23 protein-coding genes are annotated in these 23583 nt (G+C 71.1%); 9 read left to right on the top strand and 14 right to left on the bottom strand.

What is annotated here, in order from left to right; translation table 11 throughout:
- Positions 1-11 precede the first annotated feature (11 nt).
- The 6 genes from CIW48_RS02650 to croR form a co-directional block, all read right to left on the bottom strand.
- A complete protein-coding gene (locus tag CIW48_RS02650; RefSeq protein ID WP_149308819.1) occupies positions 12-1220 on the bottom strand; it encodes an ABC transporter permease in 1209 nt (402 codons plus the stop codon).
- Positions 1217-2194, bottom strand: coding sequence for an ABC transporter ATP-binding protein (locus tag CIW48_RS02645; protein WP_149308817.1), 978 nt, complete (start codon positions 2192-2194; stop codon positions 1217-1219). The genes CIW48_RS02650 and CIW48_RS02645 overlap by 4 nt, the downstream gene beginning before the upstream one ends.
- 4 nt (positions 2195-2198) lie before the next feature.
- Complete coding sequence (locus CIW48_RS02640) at positions 2199-2579, bottom strand: DUF2141 domain-containing protein (protein WP_149309283.1); 381 nt, start codon at positions 2577-2579, stop codon at positions 2199-2201.
- A gap of 68 nt (positions 2580-2647) precedes the next feature.
- Positions 2648-4237 (bottom strand): phytoene desaturase family protein, encoded by a 1590-nt coding sequence (gene crtI, locus CIW48_RS02635; RefSeq protein WP_149308815.1) that lies wholly within the window; start codon positions 4235-4237, stop codon positions 2648-2650.
- A gap of 297 nt (positions 4238-4534) precedes the next feature.
- Entirely contained in the window at positions 4535-5359 is an 825-nt protein-coding gene (locus tag CIW48_RS02630) for an RNA methyltransferase (RefSeq protein ID WP_149309281.1), read from the bottom strand.
- Between the two features lie 4 nt (positions 5360-5363).
- Positions 5364-5837, bottom strand: coding sequence for a 3-hydroxybutyryl-CoA dehydratase (croR, locus tag CIW48_RS02625; RefSeq protein ID WP_091775021.1), 474 nt, complete (start codon positions 5835-5837; stop codon positions 5364-5366).
- 189 nt (positions 5838-6026) lie between these two features.
- Between croR and CIW48_RS02620 the strand changes: the two genes are divergently transcribed.
- From CIW48_RS02620 to CIW48_RS02610, 3 genes are all read left to right on the top strand, one after another.
- A complete protein-coding gene (locus CIW48_RS02620; RefSeq protein WP_091775018.1) occupies positions 6027-6632 on the top strand; it encodes a cation transporter in 606 nt (201 codons plus the stop codon).
- Positions 6633-6654: 22 nt separating this feature from the next.
- Positions 6655-7506, top strand: a complete 852-nt coding sequence (locus CIW48_RS02615; RefSeq protein ID WP_173009160.1) for a metallophosphoesterase — start codon at positions 6655-6657, stop codon at positions 7504-7506.
- Between the two features lie 141 nt (positions 7507-7647).
- Positions 7648-8541 carry a transporter gene (locus tag CIW48_RS02610; protein WP_149308813.1) on the top strand — a complete coding sequence of 298 codons (894 nt, stop codon included), beginning with the start codon at positions 7648-7650 and terminating at the stop codon, positions 8539-8541.
- A gap of 288 nt (positions 8542-8829) precedes the next feature.
- On the opposite strand, the gene CIW48_RS02605 is transcribed toward CIW48_RS02610, so the two are convergent.
- The gene (locus CIW48_RS02605) at positions 8830-10275 is read right to left on the bottom strand and encodes a saccharopine dehydrogenase NADP-binding domain-containing protein (RefSeq protein WP_149308811.1); all 1446 of its coding nucleotides are present in this window, start codon (positions 10273-10275) and stop codon (positions 8830-8832) included.
- A gap of 376 nt (positions 10276-10651) precedes the next feature.
- On the opposite strand from CIW48_RS02605, the gene CIW48_RS33085 reads away from it, so the two are divergent.
- The 4 genes from CIW48_RS33085 (at position 10652) to CIW48_RS02590 (ending at position 15658) form a co-directional block, all read left to right on the top strand.
- A complete protein-coding gene (locus tag CIW48_RS33085; protein WP_173009159.1) occupies positions 10652-10828 on the top strand; it encodes a hypothetical protein in 177 nt (58 codons plus the stop codon).
- A 101-nt stretch (positions 10829-10929) separates the two neighbouring features.
- A complete protein-coding gene (locus tag CIW48_RS02600) occupies positions 10930-11649 on the top strand; it encodes an invasion associated locus B family protein (protein WP_149308809.1) in 720 nt (239 codons plus the stop codon).
- A 137-nt stretch (positions 11650-11786) separates the two neighbouring features.
- Complete coding sequence (locus CIW48_RS02595; RefSeq protein ID WP_149308807.1) at positions 11787-15182, top strand: hypothetical protein; 3396 nt, start codon at positions 11787-11789, stop codon at positions 15180-15182.
- A complete protein-coding gene (locus CIW48_RS02590) occupies positions 15179-15658 on the top strand; it encodes an AAA family ATPase (protein WP_149308805.1) in 480 nt (159 codons plus the stop codon). The genes CIW48_RS02595 and CIW48_RS02590 overlap by 4 nt, the downstream gene beginning before the upstream one ends.
- Positions 15659-15677: 19 nt before the next feature.
- Here CIW48_RS02590 and fliP read toward each other — a convergent pair whose 3' ends face one another.
- Genes fliP through CIW48_RS02575 form a run of 3 tightly spaced genes read right to left on the bottom strand, consistent with a single transcriptional unit; the run spans position 15678 to position 18011 of the window.
- The gene (fliP, locus tag CIW48_RS02585; protein WP_173009171.1) at positions 15678-16397 is read right to left on the bottom strand and encodes a flagellar type III secretion system pore protein FliP; all 720 of its coding nucleotides are present in this window, start codon (positions 16395-16397) and stop codon (positions 15678-15680) included.
- A gap of 59 nt (positions 16398-16456) precedes the next feature.
- Positions 16457-17524 (bottom strand): lysylphosphatidylglycerol synthase domain-containing protein, encoded by a 1068-nt coding sequence (locus CIW48_RS02580; RefSeq protein ID WP_149308801.1) that lies wholly within the window; start codon positions 17522-17524, stop codon positions 16457-16459.
- 55 nt (positions 17525-17579) lie between these two features.
- A complete protein-coding gene (locus tag CIW48_RS02575; protein WP_149308799.1) occupies positions 17580-18011 on the bottom strand; it encodes a hypothetical protein in 432 nt (143 codons plus the stop codon).
- 191 nt (positions 18012-18202) lie between these two features.
- On the opposite strand from CIW48_RS02575, the gene CIW48_RS02570 reads away from it, so the two are divergent.
- Together CIW48_RS02570 and CIW48_RS02565 are read left to right on the top strand one after the other, a co-directional pair.
- The gene (locus CIW48_RS02570) at positions 18203-19513 is read left to right on the top strand and encodes a capsule biosynthesis protein (protein WP_149308797.1); all 1311 of its coding nucleotides are present in this window, start codon (positions 18203-18205) and stop codon (positions 19511-19513) included.
- 101 nt (positions 19514-19614) lie between these two features.
- Positions 19615-19899 (top strand): hypothetical protein, encoded by a 285-nt coding sequence (locus tag CIW48_RS02565; RefSeq protein ID WP_091774992.1) that lies wholly within the window; start codon positions 19615-19617, stop codon positions 19897-19899.
- Between the two features lie 247 nt (positions 19900-20146).
- Here the strand turns inward: CIW48_RS02565 and CIW48_RS02560 are convergent, their stop codons facing one another.
- Genes CIW48_RS02560 through CIW48_RS02545 form a run of 4 tightly spaced genes read right to left on the bottom strand, consistent with a single transcriptional unit; the run spans position 20147 to position 23576 of the window.
- Positions 20147-21508, bottom strand: a complete 1362-nt coding sequence (locus CIW48_RS02560; protein WP_149308795.1) for a sigma-54 dependent transcriptional regulator — start codon at positions 21506-21508, stop codon at positions 20147-20149.
- 58 nt (positions 21509-21566) lie between these two features.
- Entirely contained in the window at positions 21567-21899 is a 333-nt protein-coding gene (gene fliN / locus CIW48_RS02555; RefSeq protein ID WP_012321962.1) for a flagellar motor switch protein FliN, read from the bottom strand.
- A gap of 10 nt (positions 21900-21909) precedes the next feature.
- Complete coding sequence (locus CIW48_RS02550) at positions 21910-22521, bottom strand: FliH/SctL family protein (protein ID WP_091774983.1); 612 nt, start codon at positions 22519-22521, stop codon at positions 21910-21912.
- Positions 22518-23576 carry a flagellar motor switch protein FliG gene (locus tag CIW48_RS02545; protein WP_149308792.1) on the bottom strand — a complete coding sequence of 353 codons (1059 nt, stop codon included), beginning with the start codon at positions 23574-23576 and terminating at the stop codon, positions 22518-22520. Before CIW48_RS02545 ends, CIW48_RS02550 begins: the two co-directional genes overlap by 4 nt.
- Positions 23577-23583: the final 7 nt, after the last annotated feature.

Raw genomic sequence — 23583 nt, 5'->3', positions numbered from 1 at the left:
TGATCTGTGCCCTAGGCCGTCCGCCGAGCTGACAGGGCGAGGGCGAAGCCGAGGCCGCCCAGCGTCAGCACCGCCAGCACGCCCAGCGCCGGGGCGGCGGCGGAGAAGCCCTCGCCCAGCGCGCTCTGATACGCCTCGATCGCCCAGGCATTGGGGGTGAGCCAGCCGGCCTCCTGCAGCCAGGGCGGCATCAGGAATCGCGGGACCATGGAGCCTCCCACCGCCGAAAGCAGCAGCACTCCGAAGGTCGAGGCGAGGTGGGCCTGCTGGCGGGAGGCCGCGAGCGCGCAGGCCGCGAGCGCGAGGCCCGCGGCCATCGCCGAGACGAGCAGGCAGGCGGCCAGGAAGGCCGGCCAGTGCGGCCCGATCTCGACCCCGTAGAGCAAAGCGGCGGCCAGGAAGATCAGCCCGGCCTGGACGAGCCCCTGCAGCGTCAGGAAGGCGAACTTGCCGAGCACCACCACCGGCAGGCCACCTGGCCCCGCCATCAACCGCTCGGCGAGGCCCGTCTCGCGCTCCTCGACCAGGGACATCGCCCCCTGCATGGCGGCGAAGAGCAGGAACACGGCGGTGATCGCGCCGGCATAGTAGCTCACCCGCGCATTGGCGGTCCCGGCCGCCGTGCTGCGCCGCTCCACCAGGGCGGCGAAGCTGAAAGGCTCCTTCTTGGCCCGCTGCTCCGCGAAGGCCTCGTCGAGGAAGCGGCGCTCGTCGGGTCCGATCTTGCCCGTGCGCTCGACGTCGGCGACGATCCGCGACAGGACCACGTCGGGGAGCGCCTCGTTCAGGACCCGCTGGAGCTGGCCGAGGGCGATCGGCGTCGCCAGCGCCTTGGCGGGGTTCTCGATCAGCACCACAGGCTGAGCGGCGGTGTCGGGTGCGGCGTCCGACGGCGCGGCGATCAGGTCGCCGCGCAGGACAAGCGCGACGTCGACCTCGCCCGCACGCACCGCCTGGGCCACGGCGGCGATGTCGGTCGCGGGCAGCCGCGTGACGCGCAGCGAGGGATCGGCCGCGAGCGCATCGGCGAGGCGCGTGGTGGCCGCGGTGTGGGCCAGATCGGCGAGGCCGAGATGAATGCGGATACGGTCGCCGATCGCCCCGGAGAAGATCGCCGCGAAGATCGAGAAGATCACGGTCGGCAGCACGAAGGCCATCACCAGCGCGGCGCGGTCGCGCAGGAGGGTGAGGAGCATGACGCGGAAGGCGGCGGCGATCATCCGGCCGCTCCGGCCCGGAGCGGGGCGCCCGCGGGATCCGTCAGCTCCCGCGGGCGAAGGGCGTCGAGATAGAGGGTTTCCAGCCGCGGCGCCCGCACCCGGATCTCGGCCACTGGAACGCCCTGGGCGCGCAGGGCGCCGAGCAGGGCTGCGCCGTCGAGCCCGGACCGCTCGATGGACCGCCAGATGAGGCCGCCCGCCTCGGCCGGCACGAAGCCGGCCCGGCGCAGCACGGCCTCGGCCGATCCCGTCGCCGGGACGGCGAGGCTCAGCTCCCGCTCGGGTGCGCCGGTGCGCAGCTGCGCGAGCAGATCGGCGAGTCGCCCGGCGCGCACGACCCGGCCCTGGGCCAGGAACGCAACTCTGGAAGCGAGGCGCTCCGCCTCGGCGAAATCGTGGGTGGCGATCAGGATTGCGGTACCGGCGGCCTTCAGCCGGTCGAGCACCGCGTGGATCGCCGCCCGGGCGGCGAGGTCGACGCCGCTGGTCGGCTCGTCGAGGAGCACCAGCCGGGGCCGGTTCATCAGGCTCGCCGCGATGTTGACCCGCCGTCGGTAACCCCCCGACAGGACGCCGACCGGGCGTCGGGCCACGTCGGCGATGTCGGCCATGGCCAGGGCAGCCTCCACGGCCGCCTTCCGGTCACGCCAGACAACCCCCGCGAGCTGCCCGAAGACCCCGAGATTCTCCGCGACGGTCAGGCGCGGGTAGAGGGCGATCTCCTGCGGCACCCACCCGATGGCACGGCGGGCTCGTCCCGCGCGGTATGGGTCCGCCCCGGCGACGCGCACCGATCCCGCGGACGGGCACAGCCGCCCCGCCACGAGACGCATCAGCGAGGACTTGCCGGCTCCGTTCGGCCCGAGCAGCGCCAGGGTCTCGCCGGCTTCGAGGTCGAGATCGACTTGGTCCAGCACCCGCCGTCCGCGGAGGTCGAGGCCGACATCCGCGAGCCGGACGAGGGGATCCTCCATCGTCTCACCGTCGCGGGAGGGCACGGCCGAGGCGGACCCGCAATGCGGCGCCCGGCTCGCGCAGGGCGAAAGCCGCCGCGGCGAAATCGGGCCGGGCCCGGCGTCCGACCGCGCCCGAGAAGCCGTAGGGCTCCAGCGGCAGGCCGAGGCCCGTGCGGTCGAGGCGTCCGTTGCCGTTGCCATCCTGGTAGGCCGCCACCGCGTAGGTCCCCGGCGGCACGTCCCGGAAGGTGAACAGCGCCCGGTCACCGCTGGCCGGAGCGTCGTCGCCCCGCAGGCACGACGCTTCCGAGAGACCGCCTTGGCAGAGGGCGACGCGCACAGGCCCACCGCCGGGCTCGATTCCGTCGATCTCGACCTGCACGGCGGCGGCCGCGGCGGGCAGGGCGGCGGCGCAGAGCCAAGCCGCCAGGGCGGTCGTCGCGCGGCCGTGTTTCCGGTCCGATACCCCGCTCACGAGGCCTCGCCGGAGGTTGCCAGCGGAGCGGTATCGGGAATCCCCGCCGTGGCGGCGGCGCGGGCCCCGGCCATCTCCTCGATCAGCAGCCGGGCCGAGATCCGGGCGCCCTCGTAGATCACCGGCAGGCCGGAGCCCGGATGGGTGCCGCCGCCGACGATGTAGAGCCCCGGCCCGAAGCGGTTGTGCGGCCGGAAATACAGCATCTGCATGAGATCGTGTGCGAGGTTGAAGGTGGCGCCCTCATGGACGGCGAAATCCTCCTCCCACTGGGTCGGATCGATGATCCGTTCGTAGCGGATGCGGGATTCGAGATCGTCGATGCCGAGGAGCTTCAGACGCTCCAGGATCAGCGCCCGGTAGGTCGCGCGCAGCGTCGTCCAGTCGATCCCCGCCTTCAGGTTCGGCACCGGCACCAGCACGTAGAGGGCCGTGTGTCCGGGGGGCGCCATGCCGCCATCCGTGTAGCCCGCGTGCTGCACGTACAGGGAGGGCTGCATCGGCAGCGTGCCCTCGGTGATCTCGCGGATGTTCTTCTCGTAGCCGTCGGCCAGGAGGATCGTGTGGTGCCCGAGGCTGGCGGGCATCTTACCCTCGATGCCGAGATACAGCATGAAGGTCGAGCAGGAGAGCCGGGCCTTCTGGATCTTGGCATCGCGCCAGCGCGGCCGGTGCCGCTCCGGTACCAGCGCGCGGACCACCTTGGCGAAGTCGCCGTTGATCATCACCGCGTCGGCGTTGAAGGTCTCGCCGTCCGCCACGAGGCCGCTCGCGCGCTTGCCGTCGAACAACACGCGCTCGACGGTGCTGTTGAGCCGGAGGTCGACGCCCATACGGCCGGCCAAGCCCGCCATGGCATCCGAGACGGCGCCGCAGCCGCCGACCGGATGGTAGACCCCGTGCTCGTATTCGAGGAACGACAGGATGGTGAACAGGCTCGGGCAGCGGAACGGCGACATGCCGAGGTATTTGGTCTGGAACGAGAAGGCGAGGCGCACCCGCGGATCGGCAAAGTGGCGCTTGAGGTCGCGGTCGACGCTCCGGCCCGGATGCAGGTAGGGCAGGGCGGCCAGCATCGCCGGGCTCGCCATGCTGCGCAGCGTGTGGAAGGCCTGTTCCAGGACCGGCTTGAAGTAGTTCAGCTTGGTCCGGTTCTCGGCGAAGAAGGCTTTGACGTTCTTGGCGTCGTCCGGCGCGAGGCCGGCGACCTCGCGTTCCAGGCGCTCGACATCGCCCGTGGCGCGGATCGTTCCTGAGATTCCATCGGGGCCCTCGAAGACCAGATGGTACTGCGGGTCCAGCCGCTCGAGCTTGACGTGGTCCTCCAGCCGCTCCCCGCAATTCGCGAAAATGTCCGCAAGAATCTGTGGATAGAGAAAGAAGGTCGGGCCGATGTCGAACCGGTAACCGCCGGGGGCCTCGACGGTCTTGGTGCGACCGCCGACCTGCGCATCCTTCTCGAAGATGGTGACGTGAATCCCGGCCCGCGCGAGCAGCAGCGCGGCAGCGAGTCCGCCTGGCCCGGCCCCAACCACGGCCACCCGGCGTCCGGTCAGCGCCCGCAACCCATCCCCAGACTGAAGCAACGTCCCCGACTCCTCACAGAATCTCAGCTCCCCAAGCGGCCAAGCTAGCTTGGCATCCGCGCACGGCAATTGCAGCCGTTTGTCGCGCGCAGCTCACCGTATACGATCATACGGTGGACAGGCATTCGCAAGGTGTCCGAGGGCGCCCCGGTGCGTACGTCTCGTGCGAGCCCGGCCCCTCGGACCATGCGCGGGCCCTGTTTCGCGGCGTATTGCGGGGACATACCGGCTTCATGGGGCCACCGGCCTTCGTCCGGCCGGTGCGTGGCGTCCGCGGGATTGTCCGTCGCGCCGTCCTCAGGTCTGACCGAGGCGCCCCTGGCCGCGGGCGATCGTGTACAGGGCGATGCCCGCCGCCGTGGCGACGTTGAGCGAGTCGAAGCCTGCGGCCATGGGGATGCGGATGGGGCGGGCTCGGGCGAGGGTCGCCGCGTCGAGGCCTGGCCCCTCGGTGCCGAGGATCAGGAGCGCCCGCGCCGGCACCGCGAGCCCGTCCAGGGGCTCGGGCGCCCCCGGGCTGAAGGCCAGCGGCTGGAGGTCGAGGGCTTCGGCGAACCGCAGCCAATCCTGCTCCGCCGGGAGCCGCGCGAAGGGCTGGATCAGGGCGGCTCCGGCCGACACCCGGATGCTCTTGCGGTAGAGCGGGTCGCAGCTCTCCCCGTCGAGGAATACCGCGTCGGCTCCGAAGGCCGCCGCGTTGCGGAAGGCAGCGCCGACATTGTCGTGGTTGGTCAGGCCGGCTAGGCCGACCACCAGGGCGGGTGCGGGCGAAGGCGGTACGAGGGCGGCCGCCTCGGGTTCCGCGCCGCGCAGGCCGACGGCCAGGACCCCGCGATGGATCGGGAAGCCCGTGACGGCGCTCATCACCGCCTTGGTGGCGCAGTAGACCGGCGGCGGCGCCGGTAAGGCTGCGATGTCGGCGGCGAGGCCGGGCCAGCGCTCCGGCGCGATCAGGATCGATTCCGCACGAAACCGGCTGCGGCGGCCGAGGAGCAGCCGCAGCGTGACCTCGCCCTCGACGATGAAGCGCCCGGTACGGCCCACGAGGTCGCGCTCGCGCATCCGGGTGTAGGGCTCGAGGCGGGTGTCGTCCGGGTCGCTGAGGGTTTCCGGGTCCGGGATCACCTCAGCCCTGGGAGCGCTCGGTGCGGCTCGCGAGCGGGTCGGCCTCGGCCTTTGTCGGCACCTTCACCAGCGCCTCGCCGTCGAGAACGGTCTCGCCCCCCACCGAGCACCGGCAGGCGAGGCGTGCACGCCGCCGCTCGGGCATGAGTTCGGCCACCGTCACGGTGACGTCGACGACGTCGCCGATCCGGACCGGCGCGCGGAAATTCAGGGTCTGAGAGATGTAGACCGCGCCGGGGCCGGGCAGGCGCGTGCCGAGCACCGCCGAGATCAGCCCGGCCGTGTACAGGCCGTGGGCGATGCGGGTGCCGAAGGGCGTGCGCGCGGCGAAGTGCTCGGACAGGTGGATCGGGTTGCGGTCGCCGGTGATCTCGGCGAAGCCCACCACGTCCGAGGAGGCGATGGTCTTCGACAGGGTCTCGGACAGTCCGACCTCGAGATCCTCGAAATAGAGCACGCGCAGTTCGGGCAGCATGACGCGGCAGACCTCCGGTTCCGGCCGGTCATTCGTCTCGTGCGGCCGGCTCCGGCAACGGCGTCGCACGATCGCGGCGCCGAATCCACCCGGACAAAGGCGTAACGGCCTCGAACTTTCTTGAGCCGCGGACAGGCTTTTCTCAACGGCTGCTCGACAGGGCCGCGCGCGTCAGCGAAGAGGCGTCCCGTGATCGCCGATGATGCGCCCCGGCCCGCTCCGCCCGCCCTCCGCCCGGTCGTCGCCCGCGTGGCGGCGCTCAACCTCGGCTATTTCGGCATCGAGATCGCGGTGGCGCTCGCCATCGGCTCTGTGGCGCTGATCGCCGACAGCCTCGATTTCCTCGAGGACGCGGCGCTCAACCTGCTGATCTTCGCGGGCCTCGGCTGGAGCGCGCGCAATCGCGCCCGGCTCGGCACCGCCATGGCGGGGATCCTGCTCCTGCCGGCCCTGGCGGGCGCCTGGGCGGCCTACGGAAAGGTCGCCGACTTCACCGCCCCTGCCGCTTTGCCCCTGACCCTCGCGGGGTTCGGGGCGCTCGCCGTCAACCTCACCTGCGCGCTCCTGCTCGCCCGGCACCGCTCCGGCTCGGGCAGCCTGACGCGGGCGGCCTATCTCTCGGCCCGCAACGACGCCTACGCCAATCTGGCGATCATCGCCGCCGGTCTCGTGACGGCTCTCCACCCATCCCCCTGGCCCGACCTCGTCGTGGCGGCCGGGATCGCGATCCTTAATGCCGACTCGGCCGCCGACATCCTCAAGGCGGCCGCGGCCGAGCGCAGAGCCGCGCGATAGCGGACCCTCAGCAGCGACCATCATGCGCATCTTCCCCATCTCGGACCTGCACCTGGAGCGGCGGCGCCTCGACCTGATCGCGCCGCCCGCGGCGCCGTTTGACCTGCTCGCCTGCCCGGGCGATCTCCATGAAGGGCATCCCGAGCGGGGTCTCACGGCCCTGCTGCATCTCGCGCAGGGCCGACCGGTCGTCCTGGTGCCGGGCAACCACGAGCGCTATGCCCCGACCGGGGATCGGCGCACCGCACCGGAGCTGCTCGCCGCCCTGGAGGCCGAAATCGGGCGGCTCAACGGGCTCGGCGCCCGGATCCACCTTCTCCAGCGCTCGCAGAGCTGCGTCATCGACGGTGTCCGCTTCGTCGGCACCACCCTGTGGAGCGACTGGGCGCTCGCCGGGCGCTGGCTCGGTCCGGACAGGCCGGACCGGCCCGACGATCCGGTGGCCTACGCCGCGGCCCGCATGACCGATCCGGTGACGGGATCGCGCGAGTATCTGGGCTCGATCCGCAAGGCTGACGGCAGCCTCTGGCGGCCCGCCGACGCGATGGCGGAGCACCGGACCGAGCGGGCGGCCCTGCATGCCGCGCTCCGGATCCCTCACGATGGGCCGACCGTCGTGGTGACCCATCATCCGGCGAGCCCGCTGGCCGCGGACCGGTTCCGGGACGCGCCCGGCGTCCCCTGGTGGGTGCCGGCCTTCTACGCCAGCACGGCCCTCGACGACCTCTCCGATGCCGAGCGGCCGGAGCTGTGGATCTCCGGGCATTTCCATGCCGGCCACGACCTCGCGGTCGGCCGCTGCCGGTGGGTCTCGAACCCGGTTGAGGGCACGACCTACCGCGGCGATTTTCTCGTGGAAGTCGAGGGTCGATGATTTAGTCCCGGTCTCAAGAGATCGGATCGTCGATCCCGTGCCGTTGCGCACAGCTTGGCCGTAACGGCGGGATGTTGGTGGAGTGAACGCCCGTCCAACCCTGATCAGCTCCGTGTTCCGGGGCTCAGGTTCGGGGCTTTCATGGTCGGATTTAGCCTGACATCACGTGGGATCGCGGCGGCGGCTCTTGCCGTCGCCGTGCCCATCGCGGTCACGTCGCGTGCGACGGGCGCCCGGGCGGCCTCCGCGGCGCAGCCGGGGCAGACGGTCGGTCTGCCGGTCGGCGATCAACTGCCGGTCGGCCTGTATTTCGTGAATCTGTCGAGCTTCGGCGTGCGCAGCACGCGCCCGCGGGACTCGTCGACCAGCGTCAACCTGCCGACCTTCGCGTGGGCGACGCCCTGGGACGTCGCGGGTGCACGCCTGCAGTTCTTCTTCACCCAGCCGATTGCGGCGGCGAGCAGCCAGGGAGCGCCCTATCAGAGCGGCGTCGGTCAGCAGCTGCTGGCGGCCCAGCTCGCCTGGGACCTCGGTGGCGATGTCGGCTTCAGCTACCTGTTCGGCGGCTACCTGCCGATCCAGACGCGCTTCCTGACCCAGTCGGCCTCGCTGACCCACCGCTTCGCGCTCAGCTACACCGGCCAGGGCTGGAACCTGACGGCAAACATGCTCTACGGCGTCTTCCTCGACACGCGCTCGCCCAGCGGGACCCTGTACCCGGACTATCTGAATCTCGACCTGACCATGACGAGGAAGTTCGGCCAGTGGCAGGTCGGCGCGGTAGCGTTCGGCTCGACCGATCTGCCAACGGGTATGGGCAGCTACCGCCCGCAGGGGCAGATCGCGGTGGGCGGCCTCGTCGGATACAATTTCGGTCCGGTGAACCTGCAGGCCTACCTCACCCGCGACGTGGCCGAGCGCAATTACGGCGGCCGCGAGGTTCGCGGCTGGCTGCGCGCGATCGTGCCGCTGTATCAGGACAAGAACGAGGTCGAACCGGGCCGGACCCTCGTGACGCGGCGGCAGGCTGAGTAGCCGAGGCCCCCTTCAGGCACCGGCTCGTTTCCCCTCCTCCGACCGGGCAGAGGGCGCACGCGGAGCCGGTTTCATCTCCCGCTCGGGGAATGTCTTACGCCTTGTGGACGCCTCGCAGCCGCTTCGCCCGTCATCCCGGGGCCGGAAAGCGGCGCCCGGGATTCCTAACCGCCGACGGCCCATGGGGGAATGAGCCGACCGCCAGCCCCACCCCGCTCAGATCGGACTTGCCCGATGGGCAGGCCCGAGATCTGCGGAGCGGGCCCGGCGAAGGCGGTGCGCGAAGCCTCAGCCGTGCACCAGCACGTTGCGGAACTGCCAGGGATCGCTGGTGTCGATATCCTCCGGGAACAGCCCCGGGCGGTCGGTGAGCGGCGTCCAGTCCGTGTACACGCCAACGACCGGGCCGAGATACGGCGTCTGGACCTCCAGGCAGCGGCGGAAATCCATCTCGTCGGCCTCGACGATGCCGGCCTCCGGGTTCTCCAGGGCCCAGACCATGCCGGCCAGCACCGCCGAGGTCACCTGCAGGCCGGTGGCGTTCTGGTAGGGGGCGACCCGGCGGGTCTCCTCGATGGAGAGCTGCGAGCCGTACCAATAGGCGTTCTTCTTGTGGCCGTAGACGAGTACGCCGAGCTCGTCGATGCCGTCGACGATCTCAGTCTCGTCGAGGATGTGGTGCTGCTCCTGCACCTTGGCGGCCTTGCCGAACATCTCGTGGAGCGATAGCACGGCGTCGTCGGCCGGGTGGTAGGCGTAGTGGCAGGTGGGCCGGAAGACCGGCTTATCGCCGTCGCGCACCGTGTAATAGTCGGCGATCGAGATCGCCTCGTTGTGGGTCACGAGGAAGCCGAACTGCGAGCCGGCGGTGGGCACCCAGGTGCGCACCCGCGTGTCGGCGCCCGGCTGCAGCAGGTAGATCGCGCAACGCGAACCCTTCTCCTGCTCCCGGGCATTGGCGGGCTTCCAGGTCTCGTGCGTGCCCCAGCCTAGCTCCGCCGGCTGGTTGCCTTCGGAGACGAAGCCCTCGACCGACCACGTGTTGACGAAGACGCCGCGCGGCTTCGGGGTCTTGGCGCGCTGCGTGTCACGCTCGGCGATGTGGACGCCCTTCACGCCCAGATCCTTCATGAGCGCGGCCCACTCGGCCTTGGTCTTGGGCTCGGGCCGCTGCAGGCCGGTATCCTGGGCGATGTTCAGGAGCGCCTGCTTGACGAACCACGAGACCATGCCGGGATTGGCGCCGCAGCACGACACCGCCGTGGTGCCGCCCGGCTTCTGCGCGCGGGCGTCGAGGATGTTCTCGCGGAGCGCGTAGTTGGTGCGGTCGCCCTGGCTCTTGCTCTTGTCGAAGTAGAAGCCCGGCCAAGGCTCGGCCACGGTGTCGATGTAGAGGGCGCCGAGCTCGCGGCAGAGCTCCATGATGGCACGCGAGGAGGTGTCGACCGACAGGTTCACGCAGAAGCCCTGGCCGCCGCCCTCCGTGAGCAGCGGGGTGAGCACGTCGCGGTAGTTCTCCGGCGTGAGGGCCACCTTCTCGAACCGCAGGCCGTGATTCTCGGCGAGAGGCCGATGGGTGTCGACCGGGTCGATCACGGTGAAGCGGGCGCGGTCGTATTCGAAATGGCGCTCGATGAGCGGCAGGGTGCCGCGGCCGATCGAGCCGAAGCCGATCATCACGATGGGGCCGCTGATACGGCCATGGATCGGGTGACGGGTCGGCTGGTCGGTCATGCGGGATATCCTCGTCTGGCGGATGCCGGGCGCGTCCGCTCATCTGGCTCGCGGGCGGGTTATGGCGCGCGTGTGACAGTGCGGCGACAGGCCCCGCCGCCGGAGTGGTGCCGGTGCGCTTCAGGGTCCGAGTCGCCGGAAACGCGCTCAATGGCGGCTTGCCCGTCGCCGGTCAACCGCGCCCGCCCCGTCCTTCCTTAACGTCCACTTGCCTGGTCCCGGAATTGCCCATGAACTCGGTGCATGCGTCCCCAGCCTTATCGCCGGTGGCAGGCTCCGAGCGCGGGGCTCATATTGCAGTGCAGCAGGGTCGCGCAGAAGACCACCGAAATCGGGGAGCATGGAGACGCCTGGGACCTCGCATCAGGAGTCCGTCATGCTCGCGCTCATCACCTCCCGGATCCCCGGCCCGGTCGTCGAGACCGCCGACCGTGATCCCGGCTTCCTCACTCTCGTCTTCGCCGTCGGCCGCGCCCTGCGCAGCGGTTCCGAGACCGCCTTCGCGCGCCGCTGCGCGCTCGCCCGCGCCGTCGGCGGCCCGAATCCGCTCTGAGACCGGCACGCACCCGACAACGGTGCGTCCGGCGATTGCGTCGCCCCGGCTTGGGCATTAGGCGGCACTGCCGTCCAGTGGCTCCGGGGGATCGTGATTCCATGCCGACATTTCGTGCGCTCCTGCGTCTCAGCCTGATCGCGACTGCGCTCATAGCGGTCCCGAACCTGGCGGCGCGGGCGCAGGATGCCGAGCCCGAGGCCGCCCCATCCGCCGAGGCTCCTGCCGATGCGCCTGCCAAGGCGCGTCCGAAGCCTCGGGCGAAGCCGGCCCCTCACAAGGCATCCAAGCCGCCGGAGGCCGCCAAGCCGCCGGAGGCCGCCAAGCCCGAGGAGGCCGCGACCCATGCGGCGGCGCCAGCGCACGCCGTATGGCCGACCGGGGCCAGCACCGTCAGCGAGAGCTACGGCGACTGGACGATGACCTGCACGCGCCCGAACGAGAAGGTCACCTGCATCGTGGCGCAGGCGCAGGGCGATTCGCAGACCGGCCGGCGCAAGTTCGGCTTCGAACTGCAGACGCCCGCGAACGGCCGCTCCGAGGGGGTCGTGCTGATGCCCTTCGGGATGTCGATCGAGCCCGGCGTGACCTTCAAGCTCGACGAGCAGGCCCTCGGCAAGGGTGCGCCCTACACGACCTGCGGCGCAGAGGGCTGCATCGTGGCGATCAGCTTCCCGATGCTGGCCCTCGACGGGATGCGTACCGCCAAGGCGCTGACCGTGATCGCTCAGAAGGCGGGCAGCGCCGATCCGGCCAGGATCACGGTTCCGCTGACGGGCTTCTCGCAGGCCTTCGACCGAGCCGTCGCCCTCAGCGCTTGAAGCGCGCCGCGCTCCGCCGCCTTTTCCCGTTACGGTTAAGCCAGCGTTAGCCGCGGTGCCGCAGGATCCCGCCGAGATGTGGCGCCGCGCGCCGCGGCCCGTGCGGTGCCGCGCGCCGGGTTCGGATCGGCGAGGCGATGGGATCGGTGGGCGGGCGACCCCGGGTCGGTCGAGGACGTGGCGCGCGGCTGCTGGCCGCGTCGCTGGCGCTGCTCGCCCTGCTGGCGGCAGTCGACCCGGCCCTGGCCGCCCGGCTGATCGGCGCGAAGGGCAGCGAGATCGGCAGCGGTGCCGGCGGCTACGGCCGGATCGTCCTGACCTTCGACAAGCCGGTCGCGCTCAAGGCCAAGCTCGCCGGCGGCGTGCTGCTCGTCGGCTACGGCGAGCGGATCGCCCCAGGGCCCGAGCATCTCGCCGACGAGATGCCGGCCTTCGTCGCCAGCGTCCGCCGCGACCCCGACGGCACCGGCCTCCGGCTCGCCCTGCAGCGACCCTTTCGGTTCAACGTCCAGACGGCCGGCGAGCGCGTGTTCTTGGACCTGCTGCCGGAGGGCTGGTCCGGCCTTCCGCCGCCGCTCCCGCCCGAAGTGGTGGCCGAACTCGCCCGCCGGGCTCGGGCCGCCGAGGAGGCGCTCAAGGCGCGGATCCCTGAACCGGTGCGCCGGCCCCTGTCGCTCGAACTGGCGCGGCTTCCGACCCTGACGCGGCTGTCGCTGCGCCTGCCCGCGGAAGCCGTTTCCGTGGTCACCGCCGAAGGGCCCGCGACGCGGGTGCGGGTGATCGGTGCCTGGACGATCGATCCTGGCGCGACCCGCGGCCGCCCGCGGCCGGGCATTGCCAAGCTGGCGACGGAGATCGACGCCACCTCGGCGAGCCTCCTCGTTACACCCGAGGACGGGTACACGATCGGCACCGAGCGGGAGGACGGCGCCATCTTCGTGGACGTGGTCCGGCGCAAGCCGCTGGAGTCAGCCGCGGTCGCCGTCGACGTGCCGGGCCCTGCCACTGGGACGCCGCTCCCGGCCGTGCCTGTCCCGCCACGTCCGGCGGCGCCGGTCGCCGCGCCCCGCCCGCCCGAAGCGCCGCCGACGCGCCGCGCCGGCAGCGGTCTGGTCTTCCCGTTCCAGTCCCTGCCGCCGGCCGTCCTGTTCGAGCGCGGCGGCATCGCGACGCTGGCCTTCGAGACCGCGGAGCCGGTGATCGTGCCACCGGCGAGCCAAGGCCTCGCGCCGATGGGACCGCCGGCCCGGACGGGCCCGCTGACCGTTCTGCGGTTCCCGATCCCGTCCGGCCGCCTCGTTGATCTGAACGCCGTCATCACCGGAAACGGGGTGGCGTGGGAAATCTCGGCGGGCGATACGCTGAGTCCGAGCGACACGATCGATCCGGTCCGCAAGCCCGATCCGTCCGGCCGTATCGCCGTCTCCCTCGCGCTGCCGCGACCCGGCTCGGCGACATGGCTCGCCCTCGACGGCGAGCGGATCGCGGTGGTCACCTCGGCGGCGGCGCAACCGGTCGGCAATCCGAAGAGCCGTCGCTTCGTCGATTTCGAGATCCTGCCGAGCCGGCACGGCCTGGCGGTGCTCGCCGGCTCTGACGATCTGGCCGTGCGGCCCGAGCTCGACGGCGTCTCGATCGGCCGCGAGGGCGGCCTTGCCGCCTCGATGGCGGCCCGCAAGCCGGACGTGGTGCTCGCCGATGCAGGGGCGCTCACAATCACGATGGAGGCCTGGGAGCGCGCCAGATCCGGGAACGTCCGCGAAACTCTGCGCCGCCTCTTCGATGCGGCCGTCGCGGCGACGCCGTCCGAGCGCGGGCCGGCACGGCTCGCCCTGGCACGCGCAGAGTTCGCCAACGGCCTCGATTACGAGGGCCTCACCGCGCTCGAGATCGCGGCCGCCGACGATCCCCTCCTGGCCGCACAGCGCGACACCGCCCTCCTGCGGGGCATGGCCCTGGTGCGGATCGGCCGGAACGCCGAGGCGCTGAAGGCCCTCAGCGTGCCGCTCCTGATCGATGATCGCGAGGCCGCTCTGTGGCGCGCGATGGCGGCCGCCGGGACGGGCGACTGGAAGACGGCGGAGTCCGGTTTCCTCAATGTTCTGCCGCTGGCCAATGGCTATCCCGCGGATGTCGCGCAGCTGATCCGGGCGAGCGCGGCCGAATCGGCGATCGAGAACGGCGATGCCGAGACCGCCGCCGCCCGGGCGGAGGCGGAACGCGATCTGTCGCCCTGGATCCGGGACCGGCTGGCCCTGGTCCGCGCCCGCGTGGCTGAGGCGACCGGCCAGACCGAGGCGGCTCTGGACGCCTATGCGCGCCTGGACGAGTCGGCCGTGCGTCCGGTCTCGGCCGAGGCCGTGCTCCGGGGGACGCTCCTGGCCCGGGCTGCCGGCAAGCTGGCCCCCGATGCCGCCGTCGAGCGGCTGGAGCGGTTCGCCCTGACCTGGCACGGAGGCCCGGTGGAGGACGGCATCACTGCCGGTCTCGCCCGCCTCTATCTCGCGGCCGGCCGGTGGCGCGACGCTTTCACGGCGGTGCGCCGAGCCAACGCCTTCGCGCCCAATGCCCCCGGCACTGCGGCCCTGGCGCGGGAGGCGCAGGCGGCGTTCGAGAGCCTCTACCTCACCGACAAGGGCGACAAGCTCTCCGGGATCGAGGCCGTGGCGCTCTTCTTCGATTTCCGCGAACTGAGCCCGATCGGGCGGCGCGGTGACGAGGTGGTGCGCCGCTTGGCCGACCGCCTCGTGAGCCTTGACCTGCTCGATTCCGCCGCCGACCTCCTGCAGTACCAGATCGACAACCGCCTCACCGGCCCGGCCCGTTCCTCGGTGGCGGCGCGGCTCGCGACGGTGCGGCTGATGGACGACAAGCCCATGGAGGCGCTGAAGGTCCTCGATGCCACCGAGCTGCCCGAACTGCCGGGCGAGCTCAAACGCGCCCGCGCCCTGATCCGCGCCCGTGCCCTGTCGGACCTGACCCGGACCGACTTTGCGCTGGAGACGATCGAGGGCGAGAGCGGCCCGGATATCGAGCGTCTGCGCGCCGACATCTATTGGGGTGCACGCCGCTGGCGCGAGGCCGGCGAAGCCCACGAGGCGCTGCTCGGCGAAGCGTGGCAGTCCGGCCAGCCCCTGGACGATCAGGCACGCGCCGACGTCGTGCGTGCCGCCATCGCCTATGATCTCGCGCACGAGGCCATCGGCCTGGAGCGGCTGAAGGCGAAGTTCTCGCAGGGGATGGCGGCGAGCCCGGATGCCCGCACCTTCGCACTCCTGACCGGCACGGACCCGACCCGGGCACCGGGCTTTCGGGACATCGCGGCGCGCGCCACGAAGGCCCAGACCCTGTCGGCCTTCCTGGCCGAGTATCGCAAGCGGTACCCGGACGCCGCCACGCCCGATCGCGGCCGGCCGGAGGCACCGGGTGCGGGCGTCGAGGCACCGGGTGCGGGCGCCGAGGCACCCGCGGGTGGTCCGCAGGGCGGCCAGCAGCAGAGCAGCGCCGAAACACCCGGCGCGCCGCCCGGGTGAGCGCGGCGGTCGTCATCGACCCGGACGCCTTCCTGGAGATCGAGGACGGCCGCATCTGGACGCCCGAACGGAACGCCGAGGCGTGGCGACTGGCCCTCGCGGCGCTGCGCGCGGCGCTCGCTGCGGACTCGGTGGAGCGGCTCGTGGTCGTGTGCGGCCTGCAGGGGGCCGGAAAGTCCACCTGGATCGCCCGGCAGCTGCCCCAGGCCGGCCGCGTCTACCTCGACGCCGCCTTGCCCGGCAGGCGGCACCGCGCGCCGATCCTCGCTGTCGCGCGAGCCTGCGGCGTCGCCGCGGAGGCCGTCTGGATCCGCGCGCCGCTCTCTGTCGCCTTCGAGCGGAACCGGCGGCGCGCCCCGGACCGGCAGGTCCCGGAGGCGAGCATCCGCTCCGTCGACCGTCTGTTCGAGCCGCCGTCGGACGCGGAGGGCTTCGCGGCGATCCGGATCGTCGACGCGACGTCCCTCGCCGGCTGACGGCCCGGCGCGGCCGCAATCATCCGCCGTAGCTCTGGACCAGGGAGCCGGCGACCAGGGTCCAGCCGTCGACCAGCACGAAGAAGATCAGCTTGAACGGCAGGGCGACGGTGGCCGGCGGGACCATCATCATGCCGACGGCCATCAGCACCGAGGCGACCACGAGGTCGATGATCAGGAACGGGATGAACAGCAAGAAGCCGATCTCGAAGGCGCGGCGCAGTTCCGAGATCATGAAGGCCGGTGTCACGATCTCGAGGCCGACATCCTCCGGGCCCTTCGGCGTCTGCACCTTGGCGAGGTCGAGGAACAGCTTCAGGTCCTTCTCGCGCACGTTGCGCAGCATGAAGGTCTTGAACGGCGCCGAGGCGCGCTCGAACGCCTGGGCCTGCGTGATCCGGCCGGCGATCAGCGGCTCGATGCCGGCGCTGTAGGCCGCGCGGCCCGTCGGAGCCATCACGAAGGCGGTCAGGAACAGCGCGAGGCTGACGAGCACCGCGGTCGGGGGCGCCGTCTGGGTGCCCAGCGCCGACCGCAGGATCGACAGCACCACGACGATGCGGGTGAAGGCCGTGGCCATCACGAGCACGGAGGGCGCCACCGCCAGGACGGTGATCAGCGCCACGAGCTGCAGGGCCCGCTCGGTGGTGCCGCCGGCGCCGAGGTCGAGGGTGACGCTCTGCGCCAAAGCGGGGCCGGCGGCGAGCAGGCCGCCGGCCAGTCCGGCCACGATGAGCAGCCGCCGGTGCGACTTCGAGACGGTGCGCGTCGGACGGGTCGGGTCTGGGGTGTGTGAGGTCACGGACGGTCGCAGCTGGGTGTGGCCGGGCGCACGCCGGCGCGGCGCGCCTCGAGGTTCTGCCAGACGAGCAGGGCGGGCAGGCCGAGGACCACGTCGGGTACGCGGCGTGCGAGCGACAGGGCGAGGGCGGTGCCCGCATCGATGCCGAACAACCCGCAGACCAGCACGAGTCCGCCCTCCTGAACGCCGAGCCCGCTCGGGACCAGGAAGGCGGCCGCCTTGATCGCTTGGCTGAGCGCCTCGATCACCAGGATGTCCGCCAGGCCGACATGCTCCACACCGATGCAGGCGAGGACGACCGCGACCTCGGCGGTGCCGAGCAGCCAGGCCAGCGCGTGTAGGACGAAGGACTGGGCGAGATGACCCCGGCGGCTCCGCGCCCAGACCAAGTCCAGGGCGCCCTGGATCCGTGGGGCCGGCTCGGGGCGCGCCTCGGTCTCGCGGACGAAGCGCCGGCCGAGGGCGGCGAGCCGATCCTCGATCATCCGCACGATGCCGGTCCGCTGGAGGGCGAAGAATGCCGCCACCGCTAGGCCAGCCACTGCGAGCGTCCGCAGCGTCCAGCTGGCGAGGGCTGCCGCCTCGGCGCCCTCGACCCGGCTGAGGAGGCCCGCGCCGAGGCTGGCGAACAGGGCGAGGGTTCCGACTTGGAACAGCATGTCGGCCAGGACGGAGGCCGCCGCCAGCGAGCCGGCGACACCCCAGAAGGTGAGGAGGCGCGCGCCGAGGACGTCGCCGCCCACCGAGGCCACGGGCAGCAGCACGTTGATGCCTTCGCGGACGAAGCGCAGGATCAGGCAGGCCGAAGCCGCCGCCGGCGTCAGCCCGTCGAGGATTCGGGCCCAGGCGAGGCCGCAGAGCAGAATCACGAGGACCCTCACCAGCGTGACGCCGGCAAAGCCCGCGACTCCGATCCGCCCGAAGGCCGTGGCCACGGCGGCGAGATCGTTGGTCGCCACGAGCCAGATAGCGAGGCCGAGGCCGATCAGGGTGCCGAACAGCGGGAGGCGGCGCAGCACGGCGTGGGTCGCCCGCCGCTTCCGGGAAACGTGGTCGCCGGTCACGGTGTGCGGGCCTCGCGTCGAGAGGCGGGCAAGAGCGCGCTCCAGGTTGCGCCGGTCAGCGGAGTGGCGGCGATTCGTCGGGTCGTACCGCCGCTAGAGCGGTATTGGGGCCGAATTCGGGGACCACACGGCGCGGCAGGACGGGATCGAGCACGGCGGCGAGCGCCTCGGCCGGGCCGGCGGCGGGGTCGAGCAGGATGACCCGGCCCGCGGCGAGGCTGGCCCCGGTGGCGACCGCCACGGCGCGCTTCGGACAGGGACCGAGGCAGCCCGCCTCTACGATGCAGAGCTTCCCCCGGTGGCCCGGTGCCCCGTCCCGGGCAGCCTTCTTTCCGGCCTTCTTCAGCAGGGCGCACAGGTCCCGCCCGCGCAGGCCCTGCCGCTTGGCGCATTTGGCGCACACGACGACGATCTCGGAGAGCTTGGTCTTGGCCGAGCGGCCGGCCGCGCGGCCGGCCACGCCCGTGACATGCGGTTCTGTCATCATTCAGAGACTGTAGGCCGCGATACCCGCCCTGGGCTACGGCGCCCGTCGCCGCGGTGCAGCAGCCGAGGGCGGACCGGGCGAGGTGCCATAAAAAGGGCCTAAAAGAACGGGATTCCGGTAACCGCGCACGGGCCGCCCCTCGGCCGGCGCCGCGGCAGCGGAACCGGCGCAGACCCAGGAACAATGAGCGGATGAGCTTCGACGACGTCAAGGACGACACGCGCGAAGGCGAGATCGTGACGTTCGCCGCTCCGACCATGACGGAGCTGCGGCGCAGCGCGGAGACGATCCGGCCGGTGCCGGAGAAGCGCACCGCGCGGGCGCTGGTCGCCTCGGTGCGGCAGCGCCTGGACTGGAACCGGCTGCCGGGCCTGCGTCCCCGCGAGGAGGACACCTCGACCTACGGCGCACGGATCATCCGCCGTGTCAGCTTCTTCGTTCTCCTGCCGACCCTCGTGGTCGGGCTCTACCTGTTCGTGTTCGCGTCCAACCAGTACGTCGCGGAAGCCCAGTTCGCGGTCCGCGGCAACGTCGAGCCGATGGAGAACATCTCGCTCGGCCAGTACACGAACCTAATTCAGAAGCACAACAGCCAGGACAGCTTCATCGTCCGCGACTACATCAACAGCCAGACGTTGGTCGAGGCGCTCGAGAAGAGCATCGGCATCTCCAAGATGTTCTCCCGGCCCGAGGCCGATTTCTGGACGCGTTTCGATCCCACCGACCCGATCGAGGATCTGACCAAATACTGGCGCAAGCACGTCGAGGCGCATATCGACTCGATTTCGGGCGTGATCCGCCTGTCCGTGCGCGCCTTCACGCCCGAGGATGCCCTGACCATCGCCCAGGCGGTGGTGTCGCGCTCGGAGGCGCTGATCAATGACATCTCGAAGCGTGCGCAGGCCGACATGGTCACCCAGGCCGAGGCCGACGCCAAGGTCGCCCAGGATCGGCTGACTAAGGCGCATGTCGCGCTGCAAGCGTTCCGCAATCAGTGGGGCGTGATCGATCCGATCAAGACGGCCGAGGGGACGCTGACCACCCTGACGCTCCTGCGGAAGGACAAGCTGAAGGCCGAGAACGACCTGCAGGTCCTGCGCGGCTCGAATCTGGACGAGCGTTCACGCTCGATCCAGACCTACGTCGCCAACATCGCGGCTATCGACCAGCAGATGAAGGCGCTTCAGGACGAGCTGACGAGCACCAATGCCAGCGCGGGCGGCCAGAATCTGACCGAGGCGCTGCTTCAGTACGAAGGGCTGCTGGTCGAACGGACGATCGCCGAGAAGCTCGAGGAATCGGCCCACAGCCTGCTCGACCGCGCGCGCATTTCGGCCAGCAAGCAGCACATCTTCCTGGCCACCTTCGTGCCGCCGGTCCTGCCTACCGACAGCCTCTATCCCGAGCGGGGCCACGCCCTGCTGGTGTCGTTCTTCTGCTTCCTGGTGATCTGGAGCTCGTCCTCGCTGCTGATCGCCGGCATCCGCGACCAGAGGATGTAGCGTCGACCGCCGCCCGGGATCTGGATCCCGGGCGGCGCGATCCTGTAGAGGGAGGCGGCCCGGGACCCGGGTGCCCCTGGATGAGCGAAGTCTAACGATTCATGTCGGATTTCTCCGATCTCGTCGCGAAGGCGATTCAGCCGTCGATGACCCGTGAGGAGCGCGAGGCGGTCTACACGGTCGTCCGGCAGGCCGTGCTCCGGCTGCAGGAGCGGGAGGCGTTCCCCCCGGACGATCCGCGGGTCGCCCTCCAGCGCCACCTCGTCGAAGAGACGATCCGCGACGTCGAGGGCGATGTGGCCCGCTACGAATCCCTGCGCAAGCTCGACGCGGCCTTCGCGGCCCAGACCGAAGCCCATAAGGCGGCACAGAGCGGGCGGCGTTAGAGCCCCGCGGGCCGATTCCGCTCCGACCCCTTTTCGGCGCGGGTGCGCGCGCCCATTCATATCCGTGACGAGTTTGGACGGCTGACAGGACGCACGGTCGTTCCGCGGCGCTGAAGGCGGGTCCGGAAGCCAAAGACACTGCCGGCGCTCGGCTCTCGCGCCTCGGCGTGTCTGAGTCCCGGGCTCCGCTGCACGGCCCCGGGCTGACGGAGTGACGCCGCTGCGAAGCGGCGAAACTGAGCCGCACTCAGCCGCAGGCGACGTTCGCCCGGACCCCGCCTGGCTCGGCCACATCGAGGCCCGACGAGACGTACTCGTTGAGCTTGTTGCGCAGGGTCCGGATCGAGATGCCGAGGATCTTGGCCGCGTGGGTCCGATTGCCGAGGCAATGGTCCAGGGTATCGAGGATCAGGTCGCACTCGACCTGCGCCACCGTCCGTCCCACCAGACCACGGGTGGCGGCCTCGGCAACCTGTGCGGCGCGCGCCGCCGGTCCCTCGGCGGCGAAGGTCTCGCCGTCGGGTGAGAGAATCGCCTCCAGACCGATCGTGTCGCCCGAGGCGAGCAGCACAGCCCGGTGCAGCGTGTTCTCCAGCTCGCGGACATTGCCGCGCCACGGGTTCTTCAGCACCAGCGCCCGGGCTTCCGCGGAGAGCGGACGGACCGGCATTCCGTTCACCGCGGCGTATTTCCGCGCGAAGTGCGTGGCGAGTTCGATGATGTCGGCCGGACGCTCGCGCAGCGGCGGCAGCCGCAGGGCGACGACATTGAGCCGGTAGAGCAGGTCCTCGCGGAACGTGCCCTTGCGGACCTCCTCGGCGAGGTTGCGGTTCGAGGTTGCGAGCACGCGGATATCGACCCGCACCGGTGCGGTGCCGCCGACCCGGTCGATCACCCGCTCCTGCAGCGCCCGCAGCAATTTCGCCTGCAGACGCACATCCATCTCGGAGATCTCGTCGAGGAGCAGCGTCCCGCCATTGGCTTCCTCGAACCGGCCGATGCGCCGGGCGACCGCGCCAGTGAACGCGCCCTTCTCGTGGCCGAACAGCTCGGATTCGAGCAGAGCCTCGGGGATCGCGGCGCAGTTCACCGAGACGAAGGGCTTGCCTGCCCGGTTGGACTTCTGGTGCACGTGGCGGGCCAGCACCTCCTTGCCGGTGCCGCTCTCGCCGGTGATCAGCACCGAGGCTTCGGAGCGGGCGACCTGCTCGGCGAGCTTGACCACCCGCTCCATGGACGGGTCGCGCCAGATGAAGGCGGCTCGATCTGTGGCGACCGCCTCCAGAACCGCCGCGATCATCTCGGGATCGGGTGGAAGCGGGATGTACTCCTTGGCGCCGGCCCGGATCGCCGCCACGGCGGCCGAGGCGTCCGCCGAGACGCCGCAGGCGACCACCGGCGTACGGATCCGCTCCGCCTCCAGCGCGGTGACGAGCTCGCGGATCGGCAGACTCACGTCGATCATGATGAGATCGGCGCCCCGCGCACGCAGGACGGTGAGGCCCTGCGGGACGGCGTCGGCCTGCGTCACGGCGGCGCCGCGCTGCATGGCGATCTTCGAAGCGGTGATCAGCTCGCCGTTGAGCCGCCCGATCATCAGGAGCCGCATGGTTCGTCCCTCTCAAATACCGTGGCGCGGACAGCCACCCGGCGTCCGCACCGAAACATCACTCACCCTTGACGATCTCGGTCATCGTCACGCCGAGCCGGTCCTCGACGAGGACGACCTCGCCGCGGGCGACCAGCCGGTTGTTGACGAACACGTCGATCGCCTCGCCGACCTTCCGGTCGAGTTCGAGCACCGCGCCGGGCGCAAGCCGGAGAAGGTCGCCGATCGGCATCCGGGCGGAGCCGAGCACCGCCGAGACCATCACCGGCACGTCGAAGAGCTGCTCCAGGTCCGCCGCCGTCTTCGGGGTGGTGGGCGCGTCGCGAATCGAGCCCGCGGCGTAGTCGGTGTCGTGCTCGCCGAGCTGGGGCAGGCTGAAATCGTCGGACATCAGGATCTCCTCACGGGCTCGTCGGCAGGCCGAGGGCGTCCAGCACCGCCGCCTCTATGCGGGCGCGCTCCCGCACGATGCCGCCGTCCGCCCATTCGATGCGGGCGTCCCCCGCGGCCATGTCGGGGTCGCCGAGCACGACGAGGCGACCCTCGTAGCCGCGCTCGCGCGCGAGGCGCTTCACCAGGATCTCGGCCTCCTCGACCAAGCTCTCATGCACCCGCACCACCAGGTGCGGCACGCCGCGCAGATGCTGGAGCGCCGTCCGGGCCGCCTCGCCGATGCCGGCGAGCGGGGCGGCGTCGAGGGCATCACCCGCCACCTTGCGGGCGATCAGGATGGCCACCTCGACCGCCTGCGCCTCGCGCTCGGCGTCGCGCGCGTCGGCCTGGGCGATCAGGCCGGCTGCGGCCAGCGCCAAGCGGGTCACGGCGTCGGCGAGCCGTCCCTGGAGCTGCGCCTCCGCCTGGATCCGCCCCTCCTGGACGCCGCGGGCATGGGCCTCCGCCTCGGCATGGGCGGCGGCCTCGGCGGCGCGCCGGGACTCGGCGCTCGGGCGGGCGCTGCGGAAATCGGTCTCGAACAGGAACGGCTTGGCGCTCCGGGCGGATTGGGCGCTCAATAGACCAGTTCCTCCTCGGCGCTATTCTTGGCGATCATGATCTCACCCTTCTCGGCGAGGTCCTTGGCGGTCTCGGTCATCTTCGCCTGCGCCTCGTCGACCTCCTTGAGCCGAACCGGCCCGAGCGAGGCCATCTCGTCCGTGAGGTTCTTGGCGGCGCGGGTCGACATCTGCTTCATGAAGAAGGCCCGGGTCGGCTCGTTGGCGCCCTTGAGCGCCCGGCACAGCGTGTCGCCGTCGATATTGCGCATCAGGGTCTGGACGCTGCCCGGATCGAGCTTGAGCAGGTCCTCGAAGGTGAACATCAGCTCGCGGATGCGCTTGGCCGAGCCGCGATTGGCCTGGTCGAGGGCGGCGAGGAAACGACCTTCGGTCTGCCGATCGAAGGCGTTGAACACGTCGGCCATCATCTCGTGGGCGTCGCGGCGCTGGGTCTGCGCGATGGTCGACACGAACTCGACCCGCAGGGTCTCCTCGATGTGGCGCAGGGCCTCCTTCTGCACCGTCTCCATGCGCAGCATCCGGTTGAGGCAGTCGATGGCGAAATCTTCGGGCAGGATGGTCAGCACCTTGGCGGCGTAGTCGGCCCGCACCCGCGACAGCACCACCGCCACGGTCTGCGGGTACTCGTTGCGCAGGAACGAGGCGAGAATCTCCGGGTCGACCTGGGCGATCGAGGCCCAGACGCGCTTGCCCGACGCGCCCTTGATCTCCGCCATGATCAGCGAGACCTGGTCGCTCGGGAAGATTTTCAGGAGCAGCGCCTCGGTCCGCTCGAAGTTCGACGAGATGCCGCCGCTGTTGCCGAGCTTCGTCACGAACTCGATGATCAGCCTCTCGACGGTCTGCGCCTCCAGCGTGCCGAGCTGGACCATCGCGTGGCTGACCTTTTTGATCTCCTCCTCTTCCAGCATCTGCCAGATCGGCGCGCCTTCCTCCTCGCCGAGCATCAGCAGGAGCGCGGCGGCGCGCTGCGGACCGGGCATGGATGCGAACGAATCGCCGCCCGCCGTCGCCAGCGTGTTCCCCAGACCCAGTGCCGCACCTGCCGCCATCGTTCTG

It is taken from the genome of Methylobacterium sp. P1-11, from assembly GCF_008329595.1.
Lineage (GTDB): Bacteria > Pseudomonadota > Alphaproteobacteria > Rhizobiales > Beijerinckiaceae > Methylobacterium.
Note: the sequence above shows the minus strand (reverse complement) of the source record. Positions and strands in the feature narration are given on the sequence as shown.

Excerpts from the sequence above, each read along its gene's own strand:
- CIW48_RS02650 (WP_149308819.1), bottom strand. The coding sequence starts at position 1,220 with ATGATCGCCGCCGCCTTCCGCGTCATGCTCCTCACCCTCCTGCGCGAC.
- CIW48_RS02645 (WP_149308817.1), bottom strand. The coding sequence starts at position 2,194 with ATGGAGGATCCCCTCGTCCGGCTCGCGGATGTCGGCCTCGACCTCCGC.
- croR (WP_091775021.1), bottom strand. The coding sequence starts at position 5,837 with ATGCTGCCCGAACTGCGCGTGCTCTATTTCGAGGATCTCGAGGTCGGA.
- CIW48_RS02615 (WP_173009160.1), top strand. The coding sequence starts at position 6,655 with ATGCGCATCTTCCCCATCTCGGACCTGCACCTGGAGCGGCGGCGCCTC.
- CIW48_RS02610 (WP_149308813.1), top strand. The coding sequence starts at position 7,648 with ATGGTCGGATTTAGCCTGACATCACGTGGGATCGCGGCGGCGGCTCTT.
- CIW48_RS02605 (WP_149308811.1), bottom strand. The coding sequence starts at position 10,275 with ATGACCGACCAGCCGACCCGTCACCCGATCCATGGCCGTATCAGCGGC.
- CIW48_RS33085 (WP_173009159.1), top strand. The coding sequence starts at position 10,652 with ATGCTCGCGCTCATCACCTCCCGGATCCCCGGCCCGGTCGTCGAGACC.
- CIW48_RS02600 (WP_149308809.1), top strand. The coding sequence starts at position 10,930 with ATGCCGACATTTCGTGCGCTCCTGCGTCTCAGCCTGATCGCGACTGCG.
- CIW48_RS02595 (WP_149308807.1), top strand. The coding sequence starts at position 11,787 with ATGGGATCGGTGGGCGGGCGACCCCGGGTCGGTCGAGGACGTGGCGCG.
- CIW48_RS02575 (WP_149308799.1), bottom strand. The coding sequence starts at position 18,011 with ATGATGACAGAACCGCATGTCACGGGCGTGGCCGGCCGCGCGGCCGGC.
- CIW48_RS02570 (WP_149308797.1), top strand. The coding sequence starts at position 18,203 with ATGAGCTTCGACGACGTCAAGGACGACACGCGCGAAGGCGAGATCGTG.
- CIW48_RS02565 (WP_091774992.1), top strand. The coding sequence starts at position 19,615 with ATGTCGGATTTCTCCGATCTCGTCGCGAAGGCGATTCAGCCGTCGATG.
- CIW48_RS02560 (WP_149308795.1), bottom strand. The coding sequence starts at position 21,508 with ATGCGGCTCCTGATGATCGGGCGGCTCAACGGCGAGCTGATCACCGCT.
- fliN (WP_012321962.1), bottom strand. The coding sequence starts at position 21,899 with ATGTCCGACGATTTCAGCCTGCCCCAGCTCGGCGAGCACGACACCGAC.
- CIW48_RS02545 (WP_149308792.1), bottom strand. The coding sequence starts at position 23,576 with ATGGCGGCAGGTGCGGCACTGGGTCTGGGGAACACGCTGGCGACGGCG.